Source organism: Streptomyces pallidus (ex Mingjun et al. 2026) (genome assembly GCF_051550185.1).
In the GTDB taxonomy this organism is placed as follows: Bacteria; Actinomycetota; Actinomycetes; order Streptomycetales; family Streptomycetaceae; genus Streptomyces.
Window position 1 is genome coordinate 7,098,928 of record NZ_CP196181.1, and the last position, 21,107, is coordinate 7,120,034.

18 protein-coding genes are annotated in these 21,107 nt (G+C 75.1%); 6 read left to right on the forward strand and 12 right to left on the reverse strand.

Features of this window, described 5'->3' with window-relative positions; translation table 11 throughout:
* Nucleotides 1-145: 145 nt before the first annotated feature.
* The 3 genes from ACSHWO_RS31630 to ACSHWO_RS31640 all read left to right on the forward strand — a co-directional run bounded on the left by ACSHWO_RS31630 (nucleotide 146) and on the right by ACSHWO_RS31640 (nucleotide 2,972).
* Complete coding sequence (locus ACSHWO_RS31630; protein ID WP_438317402.1) at nucleotides 146-940, forward strand: hypothetical protein; 795 nt, start codon at nucleotides 146-148, stop codon at nucleotides 938-940.
* A 498-nt stretch (nucleotides 941-1,438) separates the two neighbouring features.
* Nucleotides 1,439-1,570: a hypothetical protein gene (locus ACSHWO_RS31635; protein ID WP_438317405.1), complete on the forward strand. Its 132-nt coding sequence runs from the start codon at nucleotides 1,439-1,441 to the stop codon at nucleotides 1,568-1,570.
* 361 nt (nucleotides 1,571-1,931) lie between these two features.
* Nucleotides 1,932-2,972: a GNAT family N-acetyltransferase gene (locus tag ACSHWO_RS31640; RefSeq protein ID WP_438317408.1), complete on the forward strand. Its 1,041-nt coding sequence runs from the start codon at nucleotides 1,932-1,934 to the stop codon at nucleotides 2,970-2,972.
* Between the two features lie 63 nt (nucleotides 2,973-3,035).
* On the opposite strand, the gene ACSHWO_RS31645 is transcribed toward ACSHWO_RS31640, so the two are convergent.
* Nucleotides 3,036-3,578, reverse strand: a complete 543-nt coding sequence (locus ACSHWO_RS31645) for a hypothetical protein (protein WP_438317411.1) — start codon at nucleotides 3,576-3,578, stop codon at nucleotides 3,036-3,038.
* A gap of 203 nt (nucleotides 3,579-3,781) precedes the next feature.
* Complete coding sequence (locus ACSHWO_RS31650) at nucleotides 3,782-4,393, reverse strand: nucleoside/nucleotide kinase family protein (RefSeq protein ID WP_361086735.1); 612 nt, start codon at nucleotides 4,391-4,393, stop codon at nucleotides 3,782-3,784.
* Nucleotides 4,394-4,538: 145 nt separating this feature from the next.
* On the opposite strand from ACSHWO_RS31650, the gene ACSHWO_RS31655 reads away from it, so the two are divergent.
* On the forward strand, nucleotides 4,539-5,729 hold the full coding sequence (locus ACSHWO_RS31655) for a Gfo/Idh/MocA family protein (RefSeq protein WP_438317414.1): 1,191 nt from the start codon (nucleotides 4,539-4,541) through the stop codon (nucleotides 5,727-5,729).
* Between the two features lie 30 nt (nucleotides 5,730-5,759).
* Here ACSHWO_RS31655 and ACSHWO_RS31660 read toward each other — a convergent pair whose 3' ends face one another.
* On the reverse strand, nucleotides 5,760-6,581 hold the full coding sequence (locus ACSHWO_RS31660) for a helix-turn-helix transcriptional regulator (RefSeq protein ID WP_385805909.1): 822 nt from the start codon (nucleotides 6,579-6,581) through the stop codon (nucleotides 5,760-5,762).
* Between the two features lie 140 nt (nucleotides 6,582-6,721).
* Between ACSHWO_RS31660 and ACSHWO_RS31665 the strand changes: the two genes are divergently transcribed.
* Nucleotides 6,722-8,161: an MFS transporter gene (locus ACSHWO_RS31665; protein WP_438317417.1), complete on the forward strand. Its 1,440-nt coding sequence runs from the start codon at nucleotides 6,722-6,724 to the stop codon at nucleotides 8,159-8,161.
* 5 nt (nucleotides 8,162-8,166) lie between these two features.
* Here ACSHWO_RS31665 and ACSHWO_RS31670 read toward each other — a convergent pair whose 3' ends face one another.
* Together ACSHWO_RS31670 and ACSHWO_RS31675 are read right to left on the reverse strand one after the other, a co-directional pair.
* A complete protein-coding gene (locus ACSHWO_RS31670; protein ID WP_438317420.1) occupies nucleotides 8,167-8,829 on the reverse strand; it encodes a GlxA family transcriptional regulator in 663 nt (220 codons plus the stop codon).
* Nucleotides 8,830-8,940: 111 nt separating this feature from the next.
* Nucleotides 8,941-9,777 (reverse strand): dienelactone hydrolase family protein, encoded by an 837-nt coding sequence (locus ACSHWO_RS31675; RefSeq protein WP_438317423.1) that lies wholly within the window; start codon nucleotides 9,775-9,777, stop codon nucleotides 8,941-8,943.
* Between the two features lie 304 nt (nucleotides 9,778-10,081).
* Here ACSHWO_RS31675 and ACSHWO_RS31680 point away from each other — a divergent pair, with 304 nt between their 5' ends.
* Entirely contained in the window at nucleotides 10,082-10,531 is a 450-nt protein-coding gene (locus tag ACSHWO_RS31680) for an STAS domain-containing protein (RefSeq protein WP_438317426.1), read from the forward strand.
* 77 nt (nucleotides 10,532-10,608) lie between these two features.
* Here ACSHWO_RS31680 and ACSHWO_RS31685 read toward each other — a convergent pair whose 3' ends face one another.
* The 7 genes from ACSHWO_RS31685 to ACSHWO_RS31715 all read right to left on the reverse strand — a co-directional run bounded on the left by ACSHWO_RS31685 (nucleotide 10,609) and on the right by ACSHWO_RS31715 (nucleotide 21,106).
* Entirely contained in the window at nucleotides 10,609-12,957 is a 2,349-nt protein-coding gene (locus ACSHWO_RS31685; protein ID WP_438317429.1) for a PP2C family protein-serine/threonine phosphatase, read from the reverse strand.
* An 18-nt stretch (nucleotides 12,958-12,975) separates the two neighbouring features.
* Nucleotides 12,976-15,894, reverse strand: coding sequence for a HAMP domain-containing protein (locus tag ACSHWO_RS31690; protein WP_438317433.1), 2,919 nt, complete (start codon nucleotides 15,892-15,894; stop codon nucleotides 12,976-12,978).
* Nucleotides 15,895-15,997: 103 nt separating this feature from the next.
* A complete protein-coding gene (locus ACSHWO_RS31695; RefSeq protein WP_438317436.1) occupies nucleotides 15,998-17,290 on the reverse strand; it encodes a cytochrome P450 in 1,293 nt (430 codons plus the stop codon).
* A 126-nt stretch (nucleotides 17,291-17,416) separates the two neighbouring features.
* Nucleotides 17,417-18,118: an HAD family hydrolase gene (locus ACSHWO_RS31700; RefSeq protein WP_438317439.1), complete on the reverse strand. Its 702-nt coding sequence runs from the start codon at nucleotides 18,116-18,118 to the stop codon at nucleotides 17,417-17,419.
* 6 nt (nucleotides 18,119-18,124) lie between these two features.
* The gene (locus ACSHWO_RS31705) at nucleotides 18,125-19,174 is read right to left on the reverse strand and encodes an NAD-dependent epimerase/dehydratase family protein (RefSeq protein ID WP_438317442.1); all 1,050 of its coding nucleotides are present in this window, start codon (nucleotides 19,172-19,174) and stop codon (nucleotides 18,125-18,127) included.
* Between the two features lie 4 nt (nucleotides 19,175-19,178).
* The gene (locus ACSHWO_RS31710; RefSeq protein WP_438317445.1) at nucleotides 19,179-19,742 is read right to left on the reverse strand and encodes a hypothetical protein; all 564 of its coding nucleotides are present in this window, start codon (nucleotides 19,740-19,742) and stop codon (nucleotides 19,179-19,181) included.
* 155 nt (nucleotides 19,743-19,897) lie between these two features.
* On the reverse strand, nucleotides 19,898-21,106 hold the full coding sequence (locus tag ACSHWO_RS31715) for a PP2C family protein-serine/threonine phosphatase (protein WP_438317448.1): 1,209 nt from the start codon (nucleotides 21,104-21,106) through the stop codon (nucleotides 19,898-19,900).
* Nucleotide 21,107 lies beyond the last annotated feature (1 nt).

Here is a 21,107-nt window from a genome sequence, read left to right on the forward strand (position 1 = left end):
CGCCCCCCGTAGCGGCGCCGGATCTGCGAAACGTATGCTCCGGTGCCTGCCGGGGCGCCCAAGAACGCGAGGTGTTGTCAGGTTCGAGGCCCTAACCTCGGTGTGCACAGCCGTGCTTGACGGTTCCGGTTCCCGTGGGGAGACGATGACGGTGACGGCACTCGCCGAGACCCCGGGCGCTCTGCCCGACGCACCCCAGCTCTGGGAAGTCGTCCGCGACCTGGCGGGCTCGTGGCTGGGCGCGGGCAGCCTCACGGGCGCCGTCGTCACCACGCTCATCACCGCCTGGATGTGGTACGTCGGCGGCAGGGAGGGCTACCGGGCCGCCCGCACGGCCGGCCGGGGCATCGTGGCCGCCGGGCGGTTCGGCATACGGCACGTGGGGAGCCTCCCGGTCAACCGGAGGGTGTTCGCCGCACTGACGACCCTGACGGTGCTCATCGTCCAGGCCGTATGGCTCGCCGCCTGCCACTTCTTCGCCTCGGTCCTCGTCGCGAACCTGCGGGACGCGTTCGGCGGGGCGGACGTCGGCGACCTGCCGGAGACCGTCCGGTGGGGCGCGGGCAACGGTACCTACACCGTTGTCTGCGCCCTGCTCACGCTGGCCGCCTACGCCCTCGCCCTGGGCGGCGGCAAGGAGTACCCGCTGCTGGTGGGGTTCCTGCCTGCCGTACTGCCGGTGCTGTGCGCGGCCCTGATGCTCGTCGTGGCCGTACTGGCGACGCTCGTCACCGGGCTCTTCGCCCTCTTCGGCGGCGCCGGCGACTGGGGCACGGCGGGCTTCTTCTGGGCCGCCGGCGTCAGTCTGCTGCTCTACGCCGCCCTCGGCTTCGCGGCGCTGGGCGCCGCGGGCGTGGCCGTGGATGCCTGGCGGGCCGGGGCCGAGCCCGGCCCCGGCCCCGGGCAGGGCTCCGGACGTCCCGCGGCCTCCGGGCGCTGACCGGCAACCGCCGGTCCGGGAACGGGCGTCCGACCTCGCGGAGGTGGTGGCCATTGCGGCAGTGGGGACCCGGTCGGGGAGGTGGGCGGCGGCCGTGGTGCCGCTGCTCGGGGCCGGGACCGTATACGGCTGGGCCCACTGGTGCTTCACGGCCGACTCGGCACCGTCCGCCGGCATCGCGCTGGCGGGCGGCGGCGCCCTGATCGCCGGGTCCTGCGCGGTGTACCGGACGGTGGTCGCGGGCACCCGCGGGTCCTTCGGAGGCGGTCGCGCTGGCCCTGGCGCTGCTGGCGACCGTGGCCGCCGCCGACCTGACGGCGGCGCGCAGCGAGGTCGCCGTGTGCCTCGTCCGGGCGGTCGACAGCACCGTCCAGCAGTCGTCCGGCGAGGGAGGCCCCGGGCCGCGGACCGTCCACCGCCACACCCTGGACTGCCCCGGCGAGTACCCGGCCGAGCTCAAGGACGACCGGCGGACCGCGCCCGCCGGCGGTGAGGTGCGTGGCCCACGATCCGTGGCGGCGGCTGGCGCCGGAGGTCGACCGCCGCGGCACGCCCTGGGGATCAGCCCTGTGCGCGGCACTGCTCCTCGCCGTCGCCACGGTGACCGCCGCCAGCCGCAGGGCCGCCTGAGGGGCGGCCGGGGGTGGGGGGCTCGGTTTGCCGCGGGGGCTTCGGGGCAGGCGCGCGCCAGGGGGTTTTCCGTTTCCCCACTCTGGAGTGCCGTCATGAACGCGCAGCCTGCCCCGTCGGACCCCGACGTCCCGGACGTCCCTCCCCGGCCGCCCGGCTCACCGCCCGCGTCCGAACCACCCGAGTCCCCGGACCTCCCCCCGCCTTCGGACGAGCCGCCGGAGCGTCCCGGTCCGCCCGCCGGGCCGCCGGAACCCGCCCGGGAACCGCGGCCGCAGGAACCGCCCGACTGATCCCTCGCCCCGTACCTCCGGTCCGCCCCCATGGGGCAGGATGCGGGGATACGGACGAGGGGATCCCGATGAACAGTCAGAACCTCCTGAACGACCGGAGCACCACGATCGACGGGACGCCGGCGGGGACGCCCCACTACCCCGTACGGACCGGGCGGCTCGCCCTGCGCCCGGTCCGCGCCGGCGACCTCGACGCGATCCACGCCCACCGGTCCCTCCCCGAGGTGGCCCGGTACCTCCCGCACGAGCCGCACACGCGCGAGGCGACCCGGCAGACCCTGGAGCGGATGATCGCCGGTGAGGCGCTCGCCGAGCCGGGCGACTGGCTCGACCTGGCCGTCGAGACCGGGACGGGGCGGGTCGTCGGCGAGGTCCTGCTCAAGCGGGACGGACGGGCCCCGCGGACCGGCGAGGTGGGCTTCGCCTTCCACCCCGACGTGCACGGCACCGGGATCCCCACGGAGGCCGTCACGGCCGCCCTCGACCTGGCCTTCGACACCTTCGGGTGGCACCGGGTCTTCGGAGTGTGCGTGGTGCAGAACACGGCCTCGGCGGCCCTGATGCGCCGCGTCGGCATGCGTCTGGAGGCCGTCGCCCGCGACGACGTCCACCGGAAGGGTTCCTGGCGCAGCACCGCGCAGTTCGCGGTTCTGGCCGCCGAATGGCGCCGGGACAGGCCGCGGCCGGCCGACGAGAAGGCCGTCGACGCGCTCACGTCGGCCTTCTACGCGGCGTTCACCCGCAGCGGGGCAGGCCCCGTGGACCTGGACCCCGTCCGCGCGGTGCTCGCACCCGACGCGGTGATCGAGCGGGTGGCCGAGGACGGGTCGGTCCACCGGATGGACGTGGACGCGTTCCTCGCGCCGCGCGAGGCGCTGCTCAACGGGCCGGAGCTGACCGACTTCACCGAGGTCGAGGTGGCCGCCACGACGCTGGTGGCGGACGGCCGCGCGACCCGCAGCGGGCAGTACTTCAAGTGGGGGCTGCGGGACGGCGTCCCCTTCTCCGCGTGGGGCCGCAAGACCTTCCGCTTCGGCACCGCCTCCGGGGCCTGGCTCATCGATTCCCTCACCTGGACCGACGAACCCGAGACCGGATCCGGCGACTGACGGGCCGGGCGCTCCGAGTCCGCCGCGCGCCCGTACGGAACGCGGGGACCCGGGCCGCCCGCCCTACTGCTTGTTCTTGGCGAGGTCTTCCTGGAACGCCTTCGCACACGTCGGGCCGTTGTCCGTGGCGACGAACTGGACGACCAGCAGCGCACCGGACTTGCCGGCGTGGCTCGCCTTCACGGTCCAGCCGCTCTTGTCCAGCGACTTGACGACCGTTCCCTGCTGGTCGATGGACCGGGCTTCCTTCCAGCCGCCCTTGGTCAGGGCGGCCACCGTGTCGTCGTAGGACTTCTTCGAATCGGTGACCTTCTTGGTGTCCGCGACCCACGAGACCATGCAGGACCTGAGGTTCGGCGGGACGTCCTCGGTGGCCTTCTGCGCGTAGCCGGCGCCCGTGGCCGCGGTGTCGATCTCCTTCTTCACCGCCGCGGCGTCCAGGGACCCGCCCGAGCCCTTGTCCGCCGCCGGGGTGGAAGCCGCTGCCGAGGAAGCCGACTTGGGCGCGTCGGCGCCCTTGCCCTGGTCCGCACCGCCCTCACTGCCGCAACCCGCGACCAACATCACCACACCGGCAGCCGCGGCCGCCCACTTCGCCTTGCGCACTACTCTCCCAAGATCCGCGGAACCATGTGCACACGCGGGCGCGAAGCCCCCGTGATCAAGGAAGCATCCTGCCACGGCCCACCGACACCACCCGTCAGGCACGCGGCCGCGCCGCGGGAACGTGGCGCACGCCACGGCGACTTCACGGACCTCGACGACCCGCCCCGACCAGACCCGCCCGCCCCGCACCCCGCCCGGCAGCCTCACTCCACCACGAGGTCGGCGCGGGACCGGCCCGGCGCGATCAGGCGGGCGTTCGCCTCGTCGGAGCGGTCGACCCACGCGCGCGCGTACGCCTCCGCCTTGCCGTGCCGCACGTGCCGGTCCACCAGCCGCCGCACCCGCAGCCCGTCGTCGGGGGCCAGGAACCACACCTCGTCGAGCAGCGGCCGCACCGCCGCCCACGGCCCCTCCCCGTACAGCAGGTAGTTCCCCTCGGTGATCACCAGCGGTACGCCGGGCCCGACCGGGACGCTCCCGGCCACCGGCTCCTCCAGCGCCCGGTCGAAGGCCGGAGCGTAGACCACGTCCGGGCCGCCGTCCCGCAGCCGGCGCAGCAGGGCCGCGTACCCGGCCGCGTCGAAGGTGTCCGGAGCCCCCTTCCGGTCGGCCCGGCCCAGGCGCGCCAACTCGGCCTGCGCCAGGTGGAACCCGTCCATCGGGACGACCACCGCGAGGCCCGGCCCGAGCCGCCGGGCGAGGTGTTCGGCCAACGTGGACTTGCCCGAGCCGGGCGCGCCCGCGATGCCGAGGATCCTGCGACCGCCCGCTCCGGCCAGCCGGCGGGCCCGCCCTTCCAACTCTGCCGTGTCCATCCGCCCATCCTCCCCGATCCGCGCGAGGCCCCCGTCCGGGGTGTTGCCGGCGCCCGCGGAAGGGGAAGGGATCGGGACCGGAAGTACAGGGGGCACGGCCTGACGGCCGGACGGTCGGACCAGGCCCGGCGAAGGGGAGCGGCCCGTGACGGACGTGCGCATCGGAGTCCTCGGCTACGGCCTGCGCGGCAGCCTCGCACGGGTCGCGCACCGGCCCGGCCGTGGCGCGACCGTGACCGCGGTCGCCGAACCGGAACCCAGGGCCCGTGCGGCCGCGGCCGCCGCCTTCCCCGCCGCCCGGACGCACGCCGGCCACCGCGCGGTCCTGGACGACCCCGACGTCGACGCCGTACTCGTCCTGACCCCCGACCACACGCACGCCGACCTCGGCCGCCAGGCACTGCGGGCCGGCAAACCCGTCTTCGTCGAGAAACCCCTCGACATCTCCGTGGAACGCTGCGACGCGATCCTGCGCACCGCCCGCGCCACCGGCACCCGACTGTACGTCGGGCACAACATGCGGCACATGCCGGTGGTCCGGCTGATGCGCGGGCTCATCGCCCGGGGTGCCATCGGCGAGGTCAAGACCGTGTGGGTGCGCCACTTCGTCGGCTACGGCGGAGACTGGTACTTCAAGGACTGGCACGCCGAGCGCCGCTGCACCAACGGCCTGTTGCTCCAGAAGGCCGCCCACGACATCGACGTCGTGCACTGGCTGGCGGGCTCGTACGCACAGGACGTCCAGGCCCTCGGCGACCTGATGGTCTACGGCGCCAACCCGCACCGCCGAGCCCCGGGCCGACCCAAGACGCCCGACTGGTACACCGAGGACGGCCACTGGCCGCCGCACACCCAGCGCGCACTGAACCCGGTCATCGACGTCGAGGACGTCTCCCTCGTCAACCTGCGCCTCGCGAGCGGGGTCCTCGCCGCCTACCAGCAGTGCCACTTCACCCCGGACTACTGGCGCAACTACACGGTGATCGGGGACGCCGGGCGGCTGGAGAACTTCGGCGACGGCCCGGGGAGCACCGTCAAGGTGTGGAACGCCCGCCGCTCCGGCTACCGACCCGAACCCGACGCCGCCTTCACCGTCCCGCAGACCGCCGACGGCGGCGGGCACGCAGGCGCCGACACCCTCCTGATCGACGAGTTCCTGCGCTTCGTCCGCGAGGGCGGTACGACGGACACCTCGCCGGTGGCGGCCCGTATGGCCGTGGCCGCCGGCTGCGCGGCGACGGCGTCCCTGCGCGACGGGGGAACCCCGCGCCGCGTCGACCCGCCACCCCAGGCCCTGACGGCCTACTTCGAGCACGGCCAGCGCCCCGCGCGCTGACCCGCGCGGCAGGCACGGGGCGCCGGGGGATCAGCCCGCGAGGGGGCGGAGGGCTCCGCGGCGGCCCTCCGGGGACGTCAGCCACTCCAGCTTCTCGGCCGTATCCGTGGCGGGCAGCGGGGTGTGCAGGATGATCGCCAGGTCCGGGCGGGCCGGCACCCGGAGCTGCGTGGACTCGAAGAACAGCGGCCCCACGGCAGGGTGTTCGATCTCCTTGCGCAGCAGGCCCCCGGGCCGGACGTCCCGTCGCTCCCACAACGCCGTGAACTCCGGGCTGAGTTCCCGGGCCTCCTCCACCACCGCGAGGAAGCCCTCGTCGTCGGGGCGTTCCGAGCACGCCGCCCTGAACTGGGCGACCACGCTGCACGCGATCTCCTCCCACTGCTTCGAACGCGCCCGGTAGATCGGGTCGGTGAAGAAGGCGATCAGGCAGTTCTGCACGATCTCGGGCCGCATGCCGAGCACCAGTGCGGCCGCTTCGTTGTACATGACGGTGTTCCAGTACGCGTCCATGATGTGCGCCGGGAACGGCATCCACGCGTCGATGAGCCGTTGCAGGCCGTGGCACATGTTCCGGTCCGCCGCCTCCACCTCCGGGGCGGGCGGGTTGAGGCCCGCCAGCACGTACAGGTGCCGGCGCTCGGCGCTCGACAACCGCAGCACCCGCCCCACCGCGTCGAGGACCTGCGGGGACACCGTGATGTCACGGCCCTGCTCCAGCCACTGGTACCAGGACGCCCCCACCCCCGCCAGTACGGCGACCTCTTCCCGCCGCAGTCCCGGGGTCCGGCGCCGGGCCCCGCCGTCCGGGAGGCCGGCCTGCGCCGGGGTGATCCGGGCACGCCGGCTCATCAGGAACTCCCGCAGCTCGGTACGGCGGTGCCTGTCGATCGGTGTGGCCACGAACTCCCCCTGTCGGCTGCCTGGTGGTGCCACCAACAGGATAAGTTCCCACTCTCCACGGGCATTCCCGCGCCACGAGGGTGGTGCCCATGGCAATCGACACACCCACGGACACCTCCACCCCCACCCCCCGCACCACCCCCGCGACCGGCGGCCCCGCGGACGACGGCGGGACGCGCCTCACGGGCCGGGCCAAGCTGGTCCTGTCCGTCCTCTGCGCCGCCCAGTTCATGGTGGCCCTCGACTTCTCCGTGCTGAACGTGGCCCTCCCCGTCCTCGGCCGGGACCTGGGCCTGAGCCAGGCCGCGCTGCAGTGGGCGGTCACCGCCTTCGCCCTGCCCTCCGGCGGCTTCCTGCTCCTCTTCGGCCGCATCGGCGACCTGTACGGCCGCAAGCGGCTCTTCCTCGCCGGCCTCGCCCTCTTCGGCGCGGCCTCCCTCCTCGCCACCCTCGCCTGGGACCCGGCGTCCTTCCTGGCCGGGCGCGCCCTGCAGGGCCTGGGCGCGGCGGCCGTCGTACCGGCCGGCATGTCCCTGCTGACCACGACGTTCCCCGAGGGCCCGCTGCGCGACAAGGCGCTCGGCATCTCCGGCACCCTGCTCTCCCTCGGCTTCACCGTCGGCATGCTCCTCGGCGGCGTCATGACCGACACCCTGGGCTGGCGCTCCACGATGGCCCTGCTCGCGGTCACCGCGCTGGTCGTCCTGGTCCTCGCCCCCGCCCTGCTGACGGAGTCGCGCACCCCGGAGCGGCCCCGCCTCGACGTGCCGGGTGCCGTCACCGTCACCGGCGGTCTGCTCGCCCTGATCTACGCCCTCTCCACGGCCGCCCGGCGCGGCTTCGGCGGCGCCGACGTCCTGGCCACGCTCGTCGCCGGCCTCGTCCTCCTCACCGCGTTCGCCGTCGTCGAGTCGCGGGCCGCGGCCCCGCTCGTGTCGCTGCCGATGCTGCGCCGACGCACGGTCGCCTGGGGCAACGCCGCCGGCCTGATCACCTTCTCGATGATGTCGACGGTCGTCTTCGTCCTGACCCTCTACCTCCAGGAGACCCTCGGCCTCTCCTCCTTCCGGACCGGTCTGGTCTTCGGCGTCCAGGGCATCGCCTCGGCGTTGGCGGGTTCGTACGCACCCAAGGTCATCGGCCGCTTCGGCCCCCGCCGCACCCTGGTCGGCTCCCTGGTCGGCCAGGGCCTGTTCACCGCCGGCCTCCTCGCCGTCGGCAGCGACTCGGGAGCCCTGCCCGCCACCGCGGCCGTCTCCGTCGCCAGCATGTTCCACCTCGGCGCGATCGTCTCGTACGGCCTCACCGTCACCAGCGGCGTCCCGGACGAGGAGCAGGGCCTGGCCACCGGCCTTGTCACCACCACCCAGCAGGTCGGCCTCACCATCGGGATCCCGCTCCTCGGCGTCCTCGCCACCACCGGCACGTCCCTGTTCGACGGGGTCCGCACGGTTCTGGTCCTGGACACCCTGATCGTGCTCGCGGCGGCGGCCCTGACCGCCGTCGGCCTGCGCCACCGCAAGGCCTGACCCCCTCAGGGGCGCAGGCTCCGCGGGGAACGGCCCAGGCGGGCGGGCAGCAGGGCGCGGAGGGGGCCCGGGCCCTCGTAACCGACGCGGCGGGCCACCGCCGTCAGCGACAGGGCCGTCGTGCGGAGCAGGTGCTCGGCCTGTTCGACCCGCAGGTCCTGCACCAGCCTGATCGGCGAGCAGCCGAGGACGCGGGTGACCGTGCGCTGGAGGGTGCGCTCGCTGACGCCGAGGTCGCGGGCGGCTTCCGCGATCGACAGCGGCCCGCCGATCCGGGCGCGCACCCACTGCTCGAACGCGGAGACCAGCGGATCGTGCCGGGCCAGGGTGCTGGGGATGGTGTACGCGGCCTGCGGGGCCCGGTCGTCGACGACGAGGTAGTGGCGCACCAGGTCGGCGAGGGCGGGACTGCACGTCCGGACGATCGCCAGGGCCAGGTCGATGTGGCTGGACGCCGCCCCGGCCGTGGTGACCCCGTCGCTGGTCGTGACCATGCGGCTCTCGTCCACGGCCACCCGGGCGTAGCGTTCCCGGAACACCGGGGCCATCCACCAGCTGCTCGTGGCCCGCAGCCCGTCCAGGACCCCGGACTCGGCAAGGATCCGGCGGGCGGCCGCCACCGCCGAGGCCCGGGTCGTCGGGCCCTCGACGGCAAGCTCTACGCCCACGGCACGACGACCTGCGCGGTCCTCCGCCCCTGAGGGACCCGGGGGCGTCGCAGACACCTTCCCTGACGCCCCGCCCGGCCGTCCGTCACCGGGGGCCGGGCGGGGGCGCGCTCAGACGGCTTCCGGTTCGGCCGTCGGGGCCGGGACCAGCCGGCGCCGCAGGAAGGCCACGGTTCGCTCGCGGACGGCCAGGGCGAGGTGCCCGGGGGTCTCCCGGACCTCGCGGGTCAGTACCGAGTGGGCGCTCCTGCCGAAGCCGCCGGCGTTACCGGTCCGGGAGTCCAGCTCGATGTACTCGAAGGCGTCGCCGAGCCGGTTGCGCAGGGTCTCGAAACGCTGCCCGGGGACCAGCCCGTCCTCCGTGAACCGCATGCCGAGCACGCACAGCCCGTCGTCCCGCATGCGCCGGGCGACGTCGCCCAGCTCCTCCTCCGACAGGCCCGGGTCCGCGCGGTGCGCCGCGGTCACCGGCAGGGGCAGCGACGGCTGGCCCGTCACCGCGGCGAGGACCGCGTCGTCCACGGCCACGGCCAGCGCGAACCCGCCCGTGAAGCACAGCCCGATGACGCCGACCCCGGTCCCAGGCGTCCGCGCGTCGAGGTCGCGGGCCAGCGCCCGCAGCCAGTCGGTCACGGGCCGGCGGGCGTTCGTGGCGAAGGCCAGGAACTCGCGGGAGACGCAGGCACGCGCAATGGTCACGAACGCCGCCGCGGACACGGAGGGTGCGCCCGGCGTGCCGAAGAGCGAGGGCATCACCACCGTGAAGCCGCTGTCGACCAGGTGCTGCGCGAGGCCGAGCACCTCCGGGGTGATCCCGGGCAGCTCCGGCATCAGGACCACGCCGGGCCCCTCGCCGCGCTCGAAGCAGTCGTGCGTGATGCCGCGCCAGGAGAACTCCTCCCGGCGCCACCCGTCCAGCGTGGATACGGGCGCGGCGGCTGCGCTCATCGTGACCTCTCAGGGGAAGACCTGCGGTGGGGGTTGCGTGCATCCGGAAGTATCCACGCTCCGGCCGAAGAAGACACCGCCACCACCCCCCGAACCGAAGGGAGTTGGGCCGCTGGCTCCGGCTGATGGCGCCGCGGTCGGCCGCCGCCTGCCCCGCGGGACGACGCACACGGTCCGATCGGCGCGGATCCGCCCTACGGACGTGCCCCGTACCGGCCCCCGCCCCGAGGCATGCGGCGGGAGGGACCGGGTAGGGGCCGGAAGACCGGGACTTCGGGGGCCGAACGCGGCAGGAGGTTGTGCCATGGCGTCGACAGCGGCCGGAAGCCGGGAGCGAGCGCACGGCGAGGGCTCCGGCGACCAGTTCGCGGTCGAGGTCCGGCCGGTGGGAGGCACCGTCGTCCTCCTGCTGTCCGGAGAGCTCGACCACGACACGGCGGAGCCGCTGCGCGCCGCCCTGGAGGCCGCGCTCGCGGCCGGCGGCCCGGTACGGCTGGTCATCGACTGCGCAGGACTGGCCTTCTGCGACTCCACCGGCCTGAACATGCTGCTGCGGGCCAGGCTCGCGGCCGAGGCGGCCGGAGGGAGCGTGGAGCTGTCCGGGCTCGGCCGGCAGGTGGCCCGGATGCTCCGCCTCACCGGCGCGGACGGGGTCTTCGCCATCCACCGGGACCTCGCCGAGGCCCTGTCGGCCGACGCCGACGATCCCGAAGGGACCGGATCGCGCACGGCGTCCGAACCGCCCGCACCCTGATCCGGGCCCGCACCGGGCCCGCACCGGGGCCGCACCGGCGGCGACGGCCCGAGCGGCCCGCCCGGCCCGCCCGGCCCTCAGGACACGTGCACGACCACCAGGCAGGTGTCGTCGTCCGTGTCCCCGCTGATCGACGACAGCAGCAGGTCCGCCTGGTCCTCCACGCTCCCGTCGCCCAACCGCTCCGCCGCCGCCCGGAGGGCGGCCAGGCTCTCGTCCAGCCCCGTGTGCCGGCGCTCGACGAGCCCGTCCGTGTACAGCATCAGCGTGTCCCCGGCCCGCATGTTGCTCGTGGTCTCCTCGTACGCGGCCCCCGGCAGGGCTCCCAGCAGTACGTTCGGCGGACCCTCCAGGAAACGCGCCCGTCCGCCGCGCAGCAGCAGCGGCGGCGGGTGCCCGGCGCCCGCCCAGCGCAGCGACCGGTCCGCGGGGTCGAACAGCGCGCACACCGCGGTCGCGGTCGGATGGTCCGGCGTACCCGAGGCGACCTCGTTCAGCCAGCGCATCAGCGTCCCCGGGGAGCCGCCGGTGAACGCCAGCCCGTGCAGCGCGCCGCGCAGCGTGACCATCGCGGTGGCCGCGCCGATGCCGTGCCCGGCGATGTCCCCGACGGTGACGAGCACCCTCCCGCCGGGCAGCTGGAACACGTCGTACCAGTCGCCGCCGACCCGGTACTCGACGGCGGCGGGCCGGTAGCGGGCCGCGACCTGCAGCCCGGCCGCGGCCTGCAGGGCCGAGGTCTCGGGGAGGATGGTCTGCTGGAGCCGGAGCACCACCTGGCTGCGGACGAGGGCGTCGGCCTGCGCCTCGGAGAGCTGGTCGAAGGTGGCGCTGAGCGCGAGCTCGGTGTGGTGCTGGGCGGACACGTCCTGGTAGACGCCCGCGATGCCGACCACGGCCCCGCCCGCGAGGACGGGTTCGGCGGAGATCCGGACGTGTCGTACGCCGCCGTCCGGGCGGTACACCCGGACCAGGGTCTGGCCGCCGGTCTGCCGGTCGGCGAGTGTGGACAGCAGCGCGTCGAGGCGGCCGGTGTCCTCCTGGTGCAGCCGGGCACCGAGCGCCCGCAGCGGCACGGGCGGCTCGCCCGGGTCGATCCCGAAGATCGGGTACACCGACGGGCTCCACCGGGAGCCCCCGGCGGGGTCGTCCTCGAAGGCGGCCAGCCGCTCCAGCCGTTCCAGCGCCCGCGCGATCGGCGGGCCGCGCAGGACACCCGCCCGCCAGAGCACGACCGCGCGGCCGCCGCCCAGCGGCAGCACCCGGACCTCGGCCATGGTCGGCCCGCCCGCCCCGGCCCGGTCGGCGCCCCCGTCCTGGGCTGCGGGCAGGGCGGCCGCGTACTGGGGGGATCCGGCCGCGCCGGCCCGCGCCACCAGGCCGATCAGCTCCTCGTAGACGCCCGGGTACAGCTGGGCGACGGGCCGCCCGGCCGCGGACGGCGGAAGCGTCCGCTCGCGCAGGGCGGCCGGGTTGAGGTGGTCCACGGTGTGGGACGCGCCGCCCTCGGAGGAAGGATCGCCGGCGACGGCGAGGCGGACCACGACGGCGGGGTGGTCGAGCTGCGCCAGCAGGGCCGCCAGCTGCGGTGCCACGTCCGGGCCGTCATCGACCTCGTCCAGGACCAGTCCTGCCGGCCGGCACAGGGCCTCCACCGCCGCTCGTACGCTCGCGCCGAGGTCGGCCGGTGCCGCCCAGACGGCCAGGGCCACGCCCACCATCCGGTCCCCGCGCTCCAGCGGCAGCACGGCCCGCGCCGCGTCGGCCCCCCGGCCCGGCAGCCGCCCCGCCGTGCCGGGCCCCTCCGGGTACCACAGGGGCCGGGCGTCGGCCAGCACCCGGTGCAGCGGGCCCGCGGTCTCCGGCGGTACCCAGCGCCAGTGCGAGGCCTCCTGGGGGTCGGCGCCGGCCCGCCCCGAGAGCTCCAGGCAGTCGGTCGGGGTGCGCCGCCACAGGTAGAGCTCCTCGACGCCCAGTCGGTGCAGACCGTCCTCCAGCATTCCCGTGGCGGCCTCGGAGGCGGTGTCGGAGCTGAGCGCGGTGGCGATGCTCCGCCGGATCCGCCGGGCCTGCACGACCGGCAGCGTGCCGCGGCCCGCCGGGCCGGCGGTCGGCGGCCCGGCGGCGCCGGCGGCAGCCGCCTGCGCGGCCTCCATGGCCGCCGCCTCGGGCCCGGAGCCGGCCGGTGGCGTGCCGGAGACCGCATTGACGATGTCCGCCGCCAGGTCGACGGCGCTCAGCCCGGAGGAGCCGGCCAGCCGCAGCAGGTGGTCGCCCGCCTCGGCCGGGGACAGGCCCAGTTGCGCGGCCAGCACCCCGGACGCCAGGTCGAGCAGCCGGCGCCGGGCCCGGTCGGCGCGCAGGGCGGCGAGCTCGGCCGTGAGCTCCGCGACGGCCGAGGCCAGTCCGCTGTCGGGTACGCCCATGCCGTCCCCCGCTCCGCGTCAGGACCCCGCCGCCGTGCCCAGCCAGGTCCGCACGGTGGTGAGCAGCAGGTCCGGGTCCACCGGTTTGGTCAGGTAGTCGGAGGCGCCGGCGGCCATGGCCTCCGAACGGTCCTCGGGCATGGCCTTGGCGGTGACCACGACGACCGGCACCTCCGCGCGCCCGGACATGCCCCGGATCGCGCGGGTCGCCGCGTACCCGTCGAGGCCCGCCATCATCAGGTCCATGATCACGAGTTCCACTTCGGGGTGTTCGGCGAGCAGCCGGATGCCGTCCGTGCCGTTGTCGGCCGTGAGCACCTGGAGCCCGGCGGACTTCAGGGTCTCGGTGAGGGCGTAGACGTTGCGGCTGTCGTCGTCGACGACGAGGACCGTCCGGTCCCGCAGGTCCTCCGGACGGGCCCCGCCGCCGACCGGGCCCGCCCGGGCCGTGGTGTCGGCCCGGCCGGCCTCGGCGCCCGGTTTGTCCGCCCGGCCGGCGCGTTCCGGCAGGTAGAGCGTGAACCGGCTGCCCTCGCCGACGCGGCTTTCGACGGTGATGGTGCCGCCGAGGAGGCGGGCCACCTCGCGGCTGATGGAGAGTCCGAGCCCGGTGCCGCCGTACGCGCGGGCGGTTCCGCTGTGGCCCTGCTGGAACGCCCCGAAGACGGACTCCAGCCGGTCGGCGGGGATGCCGATGCCGGTGTCGGCGACGCGGAAGGCCAGTACGGGCCCGCCGCCCCGGATCTCGACGGGGGTCTCCGTCGGGTCGGCGAGCTCGACGCGCAGCGAGACGCTGCCCCGCTCGGTGAACTTCAGGGCGTTCGCCAGCAGGTTGCGCAGCACCTGGCGCAGCCGGCTCTCGTCGGTGACCAGCCCGGCTCCGGTCAGCGGCGCCGCGCTGACGGTGAACTCCAGGTTCCGCTCGTCCGCGACGGGCCGGAAGGTGGCGTCGGCGTAGTCCAGGACGTGCTGGACCGAGACGGGTTGGCGGTGCACGTCCATGCGGCCCGCCTCGACCTTCGACAGGTCCAGGATGTCGTTGATGAGCTGGAGCAGGTCCGAGCCCGCGGAGTGGATGACGGTCGCGTAGTCCACCTGCTTGTCGGTCAGGTTGCCCTCGCCGTTCTGCGCGAGCAGCTGGGCCAGGATGAGCAGGCTGTTGAGCGGGGTGCGCAGTTCGTGGCTCATGTTGGCCAGGAACTCCGACTTGTAGAGGGAGGCCTGTGCCAGCTGTCGGGCCCGCTCCTCCAGTTCCTGCCGGGCCTGTTCGATCTGCAGGTTCTTCCGCTCGATGTCCCGGTTCCGGTCGGCCAGCAGGGCCGCCTTCTCCTTCAGCTCCGCGTTGCTGTCCTGCAGTTCGCGCTGGCGTGCCTGCAACTCATGGGAACGGGCGCTGAGTTCGGCGGTCAGCTGCTGCGACCGCCCCAGCAGCTCGTCGGTGCGGGCATTGGCGACGAGAGCGGCGACGTTGGCCCCGAGCAGCTCCGTGAACTGCTCCAGGAAGTCCCGGTGCAGGGCGGCGAACGGGCGGACGGCGGCGAGTTCGAGCGCACCGAGGACCTGTCCCTCGACCACGATGGGCAGCACGATCAGCGTGGACGGGTCCGCGGCGCCGGTACCGCTCGCGATCCGCACGTACCCGGCCGGCAGGTCCTCCACGACGAGCGTACGGCCGTCGGCGGCGGCCTGGCCGACCAGGGACTGGCCGACGCGCACCCGCCGCACACCGGCCGCCCCGTCGTCCGGCAGCCCGTACGAGGCGATGGCGACGAGCTCGGGCCCGTCGGCGCCGTGCTGCACGAGGAAGAAGCACCCGTACTGGGCGCGCACCAGGGGCGGCACCTCGCGCATGATCAGCTCGGCCACCGTGGGCAGGCTGCGCCGCCCCTGGATCCCGCCGGAGACACGGGCGAGGTTGGTCTTCAGCCAGTCCTTCTCCTCGTTGGCCCGTGTGGTGGCGCGCAGGGACTCCACCATCGAGTTGATGTTGTCCTTCAGCTCCCCGACCTCACCGGGTGCCTCCACCGCGACCGTCCGGGTCAGGTCGCCGCGGGCCACGGCGCTGGTCACCTCGGCGATCGCGCGGACCTGGCGGGTCAGGTTGCCCGCGAGCTCGTTGACGTTCTCGGTGAGCCGCCGCCAGGTGCCGGAGACGTCCGCCACCTCGGCCTGGCCGCCGAGCCTGCCCTCGCTGCCCACCTCCCGGGCCACGCGGGTGACCTCGGCGGCGAACGAGCCGAGCTGGTCGACCATGGTGTTGATGGTCGTCTTCAGGGCCAGGATCTCCCCGCGGGCGTCCACGTCGATCTTGCGGGTGAGGTCGCCGCGGGCCACGGCCGTGGTGACCTGGGCGATGTTGCGGACCTGGTTGGTCAGGTTGTCCGCCATCGAGTTGACGTTGTCGGTCAGGTCCTTCCAGGTGCCGGACACTCCGTGGACGGTGGCCTGGCCACCCAGCTTGCCCTCCGTGCCGACCTCGCGCGCGACCCGGGTGACCTCCTCGGCGAACGAGGACAGCCGCTCGACCATCGTGTTGATGGTCTCCATCAGTTCCAGGATCTCCCCGTGCGCATCGACCCTGATCTTCTGGGTGAGGTCGCCGCGGGCCACGGCCGTGGCCACCTGGGAGATGTTGCGGACCTGCGAGGTCAGGTTGTCGGCCATGCTGTTCACGCCGGCCGTCAGCTCCCGCCACACCCCGCCCGCCCGCGGCACCCGGGCCTGGCCGCCGAGCAGCCCCTGGCCGCCGACCTCCTCGGCCACCCGGGTGACCTCGGTGGTCACGAGCGAGAGCTGCGCCACCATGCCGTTGTAGACGACGGCGATCTTGCCGGGCAGGCCGCCCACGTCCTCGGGCAGGCGCGTGTCGAGGTTGCCGTCGCGTACGGCGGTCAGCCCCGCGAGCAGCTGTTCGAGCGTCCGGTCGGTCTCGTCCATGAGTGCACCCAAGCCATGCCGTCGATTCCACTGTTGCACGCGACGCGGCAACCGGTCTCCCGCAGCCGCCACCCACCCCCGCCCCCGGGCCGGGGCGGCGGGATCAGCGGCCGGGCCGTGCGGCGGGGCCGGCGGAGGCGTCCGCGGCGGCGGTGGAGAGGCGCAGGACGAAGCCGCTGTGCGGGCGTGTGGGGATCCGGGACAGCGGGATGGTCAGGTCCTGGTCCGGGACCTCGGGGTCGAGGTGGGCCAGCTCGCCGACGAACGCCGCGAGGACGCTGACGGTGATGTCCTCGCCCGGGCAGCGGTGCCCCAGCGCGGGATCCCCGCCGCCCTGGGCGACGAGACGGTCCACGGCGTCGGGGTCGGCGGTGAAGCGGGCCGGCGTGAAGTGGTACGGGTTGTGCCACAGCGCCGCGTCGTGGTGGTGGCCGTACACGTCGAGCAGGACCATGGTGCCCTGGTCGATGCGGACGCCCTGCCAGGTCAGGTCGCGCGCCGCGACCCCGCCGACGAACGGGACGAAGGGGTAGAAGCGCCGCACCTCGTGCGCGAAGGCGGTGCTCAGGTCCCGCAGCTGCCGGCCGGACGCCGCGCGGAGCTCCTCGGCGAGGTCCGGATGGCGGTACAGGGCGTGCGCGGCGAAGGTGATGAACCAGGTGATCGCGACGGTCGGCCGGATGATGTTGAGCAGTTCGACCGCGCAGGTCCGCTCGTCCGCCGGGAGGCCGTCGACATCGCGGTGGCCGGCGACGGCCTCCAGGGCCGACCCGGGACGCACCTGTTGCCGGCCGTCCCGCACCGCCGTGACCAGGGCGGCGAGGGCCGCCTCCTGACGGGTGCGGGAGTGCCGGGCGCGCAGGTGCCGCAGACCGGGGGTGGCGAACCCGTCGACCATGGCCACGCAGTCGTGGGCGATGAGCCGCGCCTGTTCGGCCGTCGGCGCCAGCCCCACCCACGCGCACACGGCCCCGGCGAGCGCCTCGGCCGCGGTGTCGAAGAGCACCACGGCCCCGCCCCCGTCGCCGGCGACGGCCTCCCGCCACTGCGCGACCACGGCCTCGGTGAGGGCCTCGACCCCGGCCGGGTCCTTGAGCAGGGCCAGGAACAGGGCCTTGCGGACCCGGTGGGCCGCACCGTCGAGGGTATGCACGGCGCCCCTGCCGAACAGGGTGTCCAGGACCGGATCCGGAACCGCGCCGGACCGCCGGACGTTCTCCTCGTCGTAGAAGAACTGCACGGCCTGCGGCCCGTGCAGGGCGATCGCCGGATGGCCCAGTAGGTGGGTCCGCACCGGGGCGCCCGCCGTCTCGCGGAGCCGGTTGGGCAACCAGGCGTATCCGTGGAGCAGCAAGGGGAGGGTGCTGTCACCCCGCCCGTGCACGGGGACTCTCATGAGATTCATGATGCGCGCCCGCCGGCGAACCGGCACCGCGTACCTCGGTCGGCCGGACCCGAGGGCAGTCCCGGCGGCGGCCGTGCCTGCGGCGTTGCCGACGCGGCGGCCCTCCCGGCGCGGTGTTCAGCGGGGGGCCATCCGGGCGAACGGGCTGTCGTCGAGCCGGTCCAGCAGCTCCCGCGGGCCGTCGTACACGGCCAGGGCGCCCGCCGCCAGCAGGTCCGCGCGGGGGATGCCCCCGGACAGCAGGCCCACGCAGGGCACGCCGGCCCGGGTGCCGGCGTACATGTCCCACACGGTGTCCCCGACGAACACGGCCCGGCCGGCTTCCGCCCCCGCCAGCTCCAGGCCCTCGCGGACCGGCTCGGGGTGGGGTTTGCCGTGCTCCACGTCGTCCGCGCTGGTCCACGCGGTGATCGCGTCGTCGGCGTCGAGGGCCCGGCGCAGCGCGCCCAGCTCGGCGCCGGACGCCGAGGTGACCAGTACGACCCGCCAGCCGTCCGCGGCGAGCCGCCGCAGCAGGCCCGCGGCGCCGTCCAGGGCGGCCAGCCGGTCGAACCAGGTGGCGTACAGCACGTCGTGGGCCGCGCCGATCCGCTCGTACTCCCCGTCGGTCCCCTCGTCGGCCCCGCCGTCGCCGGTCGGGGCCGGGCCGAGGAGGTGCGCCGTGAGGTCCCCGCCGGGCAGGCCCACGGCCCGGTGCACCGCGTGCATCGACACCCGGTGCCCCGCCTGCCGCAGCGCCTCCCACCAGCAGGTCACGTGCAGGTGGTTGGTATCCGTGAGGGTTCCGTCGACGTCGAACAGCGCGGCCCGCCCGGGCATGTCCCCTCACCTCCGGTGGAGCCCGGCCGGGCCCGCGGCCGCACCGGCCAGGGGCGGGGTGTCGAGCCCCTGACCGCTCTGCAGGCCCTCCAGGAAGGCGGCCATCGCCTCCGTGGCGGTCCGTGCGGGGGTCCAGTCGAGCTCCAGCCGGGCCCGGTCCGCGTACAGCAGCGGAAGCCGCAGCACGGCGTCCAGCAGCCCCGGCGCGGCCGGCACCAGGCGCATCCGCCAGGCCGCCGCCAGCGCGGCCCGGGCCGCGCCGGCCGGCAGCGGCAACGTCCGGGCGTGCAGCAGCCGGGCCAGCGAGGCGGTGTCCAGCACCGGCTCCGCGGCCAGGTTGAACGGGCCGCGCACGGGCCGCAGCACCGCCGCCCGGTAGGCCTCGGCGGCGTCGTCGGTGTGCAGGGCCTGGAACCTGAGGCCCCCCACGTCGGGCAGCACCGGCACCAGGCCCGGCCGGACCAGCTTCCACGGCAGCAGCGGCCCGGCGAAGATCCGCCGCTGCTCCGAGGCCGAGGTCTCCTTGAACAGGAACGCCGGCCGCATCCGCACCACCCGCATCGACTGGTGGGCCGCCTCGAAGCCGTCGAGGTACCGCTCCAGGTACGCCTTCTCCCGCGTGTAGGCGGCGCCCGGCCAGCCGTGCGTCGGCCAGGTCTCGTCGACCCGGCTGCCGTCCGCCGGACCGGGGGAGTACGCGCCCACGGACGAGGCGTGGACGAGGGCGTCGACCCGGGCCCGGGCGCACGCCTCGAAGACCCGGACGCCGCCCAGGACGTTCGTGTGCCAGGTTTCCAGCGGGTCGTGCGTCGGCTGGAACTTCCACGCGAGGTGCACGACCGCCACCCCGTCCGCGCCGTCCCGCGCGAACAGCCCGACGAGATCGCTCCCGCCGGGGTCCACGTTCCCCGCGACCCACCGCACCCCGGGCACCTCGTACCCGCGGGGGACCCGGCGGGCGAGGCCGATCACCTCGGTCACCGCCGGGTCGGCGGCCAGCGCCCGTACGACACTGGTGCCCGCGTTGCCGGTGGCGCCCGTCACCACGACCTTCACGGCCTCACACCGCCTTTCCAGCCGCAGTGGAACCCGCCGGGACGCGGGTCCCCGTACGCCGTACGGAAGGGGCGAAGACCCGGTCCGACGCGGCCGTGCGCAAGGTCTCCAGCAGTCCCGACTGCCGCTGGGCGCGCTCCAGGAGCCGGTCGATGCTGCCGCGGTCGAGCCGCGCGTCGGCGGAGGCGAGCGACTGGAGGGAGCGCCACGCCGCGGCCTTGCCCTCCACCCCGAGCCGCAGCAGCTCCAGCTCCATGACGTCGCTGAGCGGCGAGCGGGACACGAGGTGCCCGTTGAGCTTCAGCTGGCCCGCCACCTCGGCGAACCGGCCCAGTGCGGCGCGCGCGTGCATCGCGGGGATGTCGAGGGCGGTCATGACCTCGCGCAGGCTGTCCCGGTCCTCGGCGATCTGTCCGGCCAGCCGCTCCAGCTGCGGTCCGATCTCGCTCCCGCGGTGGTGCCGGACCATCCGCCGGACCAGAGAGAGGCCGGCGGTGGCGCCGGTGAGGTGGTCGTTGAGGTAGACCGCGAGCAGCCGGCCCTCGTGGAGGTCGGAGCGTTCCTTCATGGGTGTCTCCTCTTCGCGTGGTGTCCGCTCTTCGCGTGGTGTCCGCCGCGACCGCGACCGCGGCCGCAGGCGCCGGCGCGCGGGCGGGACCGTCCGCCCGGGCGCCTGCCCCCGCCCGCCCGGTGAAAACCCGGCCCCCGGCGGGCTGCGCACGGTCAGTGCGGCGGGTGCCATTCCGTGAGGAGGATGGTCGCGTCGTCGCGCAGCTCGTGGCCCTGGTGGTCGAGGAGGCTCAGCACGAGCCGCCGCAGCGCCTCGGGCGCCGCCTCGCCGGCCGCCATGGACCGTACGACGATGTCCGTGAGCCGCTCCTCCCCGAAGGTCTCTCCTCGGGGGGAGCGGGCCTCGGTGACGCCGTCGGTGTGCACGAGCACGCGGTCGCCCGGCTGGAGCCGCACGGTGTACCCCGCCGGCTCGCGCCCCTCCCCGTACGTCCCCAGGCCGAGCGGGAGCTGCGCCGCACGTTCGAGGGCCCGCGGGACGATCCGGCCGTCCCGGATCAGCAGGGGCGGCGGATGCCCGCAGTTCACCCATGTCAGCCGTCCCGTGACGGTGTCCAGGCGGGCCAGCACGCCGGTCAGCAGCCGGTCCGGGATCCACCGGACCAGCGCGTCCTCGATGCGCAGGGCGACCCCGGCCAGGGCCGCGACCCCGGCGCCGCCGGACACCGCGGTCCCGTCGCGCCGGGCCGCGCGGCACGCCGCCAGTGCGATGGCACTCGCCGCGCCGGAGGCCAGGTCGTGGCCCATCGCGTCCAGGACGGCCAGTTGCAGCACGCTGCCGTCGAAGCTGTGGTCGAAGGCGTCCCCGCCGATGTCGTAGGCCGGTTCGAGGACCGCGCTGGAGGTGACCCGCGGGCTTCCGATGGTCCGTGGCGGCAGGAAGGCCCACAGGAGTTCGGCCTGGTGCGTCATCGGGCGGCTGCGGACGGCCGTGACCAGACCGTCGTCGTGCGTGCTCTTGGAGACCACCAGGAGCGTGGCGAGCGTGGCCAGGGCCTCCGCCCGCTCCTCGGCGCCGGCCCGGGAACCGGGCGCGCCGGGGGCGGCGTACAGCACACCGAGCCGCTCGATCCCGTCGGCCATGGGGATCCAGCAGCCCTGCGCGCCGCCCGACTCGCGCTGCACCCGCTGGGTCCGGTACGCCAGGCCGGCGAGGGAGCCGTCGATGTCCAGGGGCGTCCCGCCGGTCAGGGGCACCAGACGGCGCTGCTGGACGTCGGAGAGCAGGACCCGGACCCCGGACAGGCCCAGTTCCCGGCCCGCGTCCACGATCAACCCGGTCACCTCGCCGGGGCCGATGTGATGGCTCCGGCGCAGGGCTCTCGCGAGCGCCCCGTACCCCTCGGCCCGCGCAGCGTCCACT

What these genes read in the sequence shown, in the direction of transcription:
- ACSHWO_RS31700 (WP_438317439.1), bottom strand. Translation starts at nt 18,118, where the DNA reads ATGCCCGGGCGGGCCGCGCTGTTCGACGTCGACGGAACCCTCACGGAT.
- ACSHWO_RS31665 (WP_438317417.1), top strand. Translation starts at nt 6,722, where the DNA reads ATGGCAATCGACACACCCACGGACACCTCCACCCCCACCCCCCGCACC.
- ACSHWO_RS31660 (WP_385805909.1), bottom strand. Translation starts at nt 6,581, where the DNA reads ATGAGCCGGCGTGCCCGGATCACCCCGGCGCAGGCCGGCCTCCCGGAC.
- ACSHWO_RS31675 (WP_438317423.1), bottom strand. Translation starts at nt 9,777, where the DNA reads ATGAGCGCAGCCGCCGCGCCCGTATCCACGCTGGACGGGTGGCGCCGG.
- ACSHWO_RS31630 (WP_438317402.1), top strand. Translation starts at nt 146, where the DNA reads ATGACGGTGACGGCACTCGCCGAGACCCCGGGCGCTCTGCCCGACGCA.
- ACSHWO_RS31695 (WP_438317436.1), bottom strand. Translation starts at nt 17,290, where the DNA reads ATGAGAGTCCCCGTGCACGGGCGGGGTGACAGCACCCTCCCCTTGCTG.
- ACSHWO_RS31680 (WP_438317426.1), top strand. Translation starts at nt 10,082, where the DNA reads ATGGCGTCGACAGCGGCCGGAAGCCGGGAGCGAGCGCACGGCGAGGGC.
- ACSHWO_RS31690 (WP_438317433.1), bottom strand. Translation starts at nt 15,894, where the DNA reads ATGGACGAGACCGACCGGACGCTCGAACAGCTGCTCGCGGGGCTGACC.
- ACSHWO_RS31650 (WP_361086735.1), bottom strand. Translation starts at nt 4,393, where the DNA reads ATGGACACGGCAGAGTTGGAAGGGCGGGCCCGCCGGCTGGCCGGAGCG.
- ACSHWO_RS31640 (WP_438317408.1), top strand. Translation starts at nt 1,932, where the DNA reads ATGAACAGTCAGAACCTCCTGAACGACCGGAGCACCACGATCGACGGG.
- ACSHWO_RS31685 (WP_438317429.1), bottom strand. Translation starts at nt 12,957, where the DNA reads ATGGGCGTACCCGACAGCGGACTGGCCTCGGCCGTCGCGGAGCTCACG.
- ACSHWO_RS31710 (WP_438317445.1), bottom strand. Translation starts at nt 19,742, where the DNA reads ATGAAGGAACGCTCCGACCTCCACGAGGGCCGGCTGCTCGCGGTCTAC.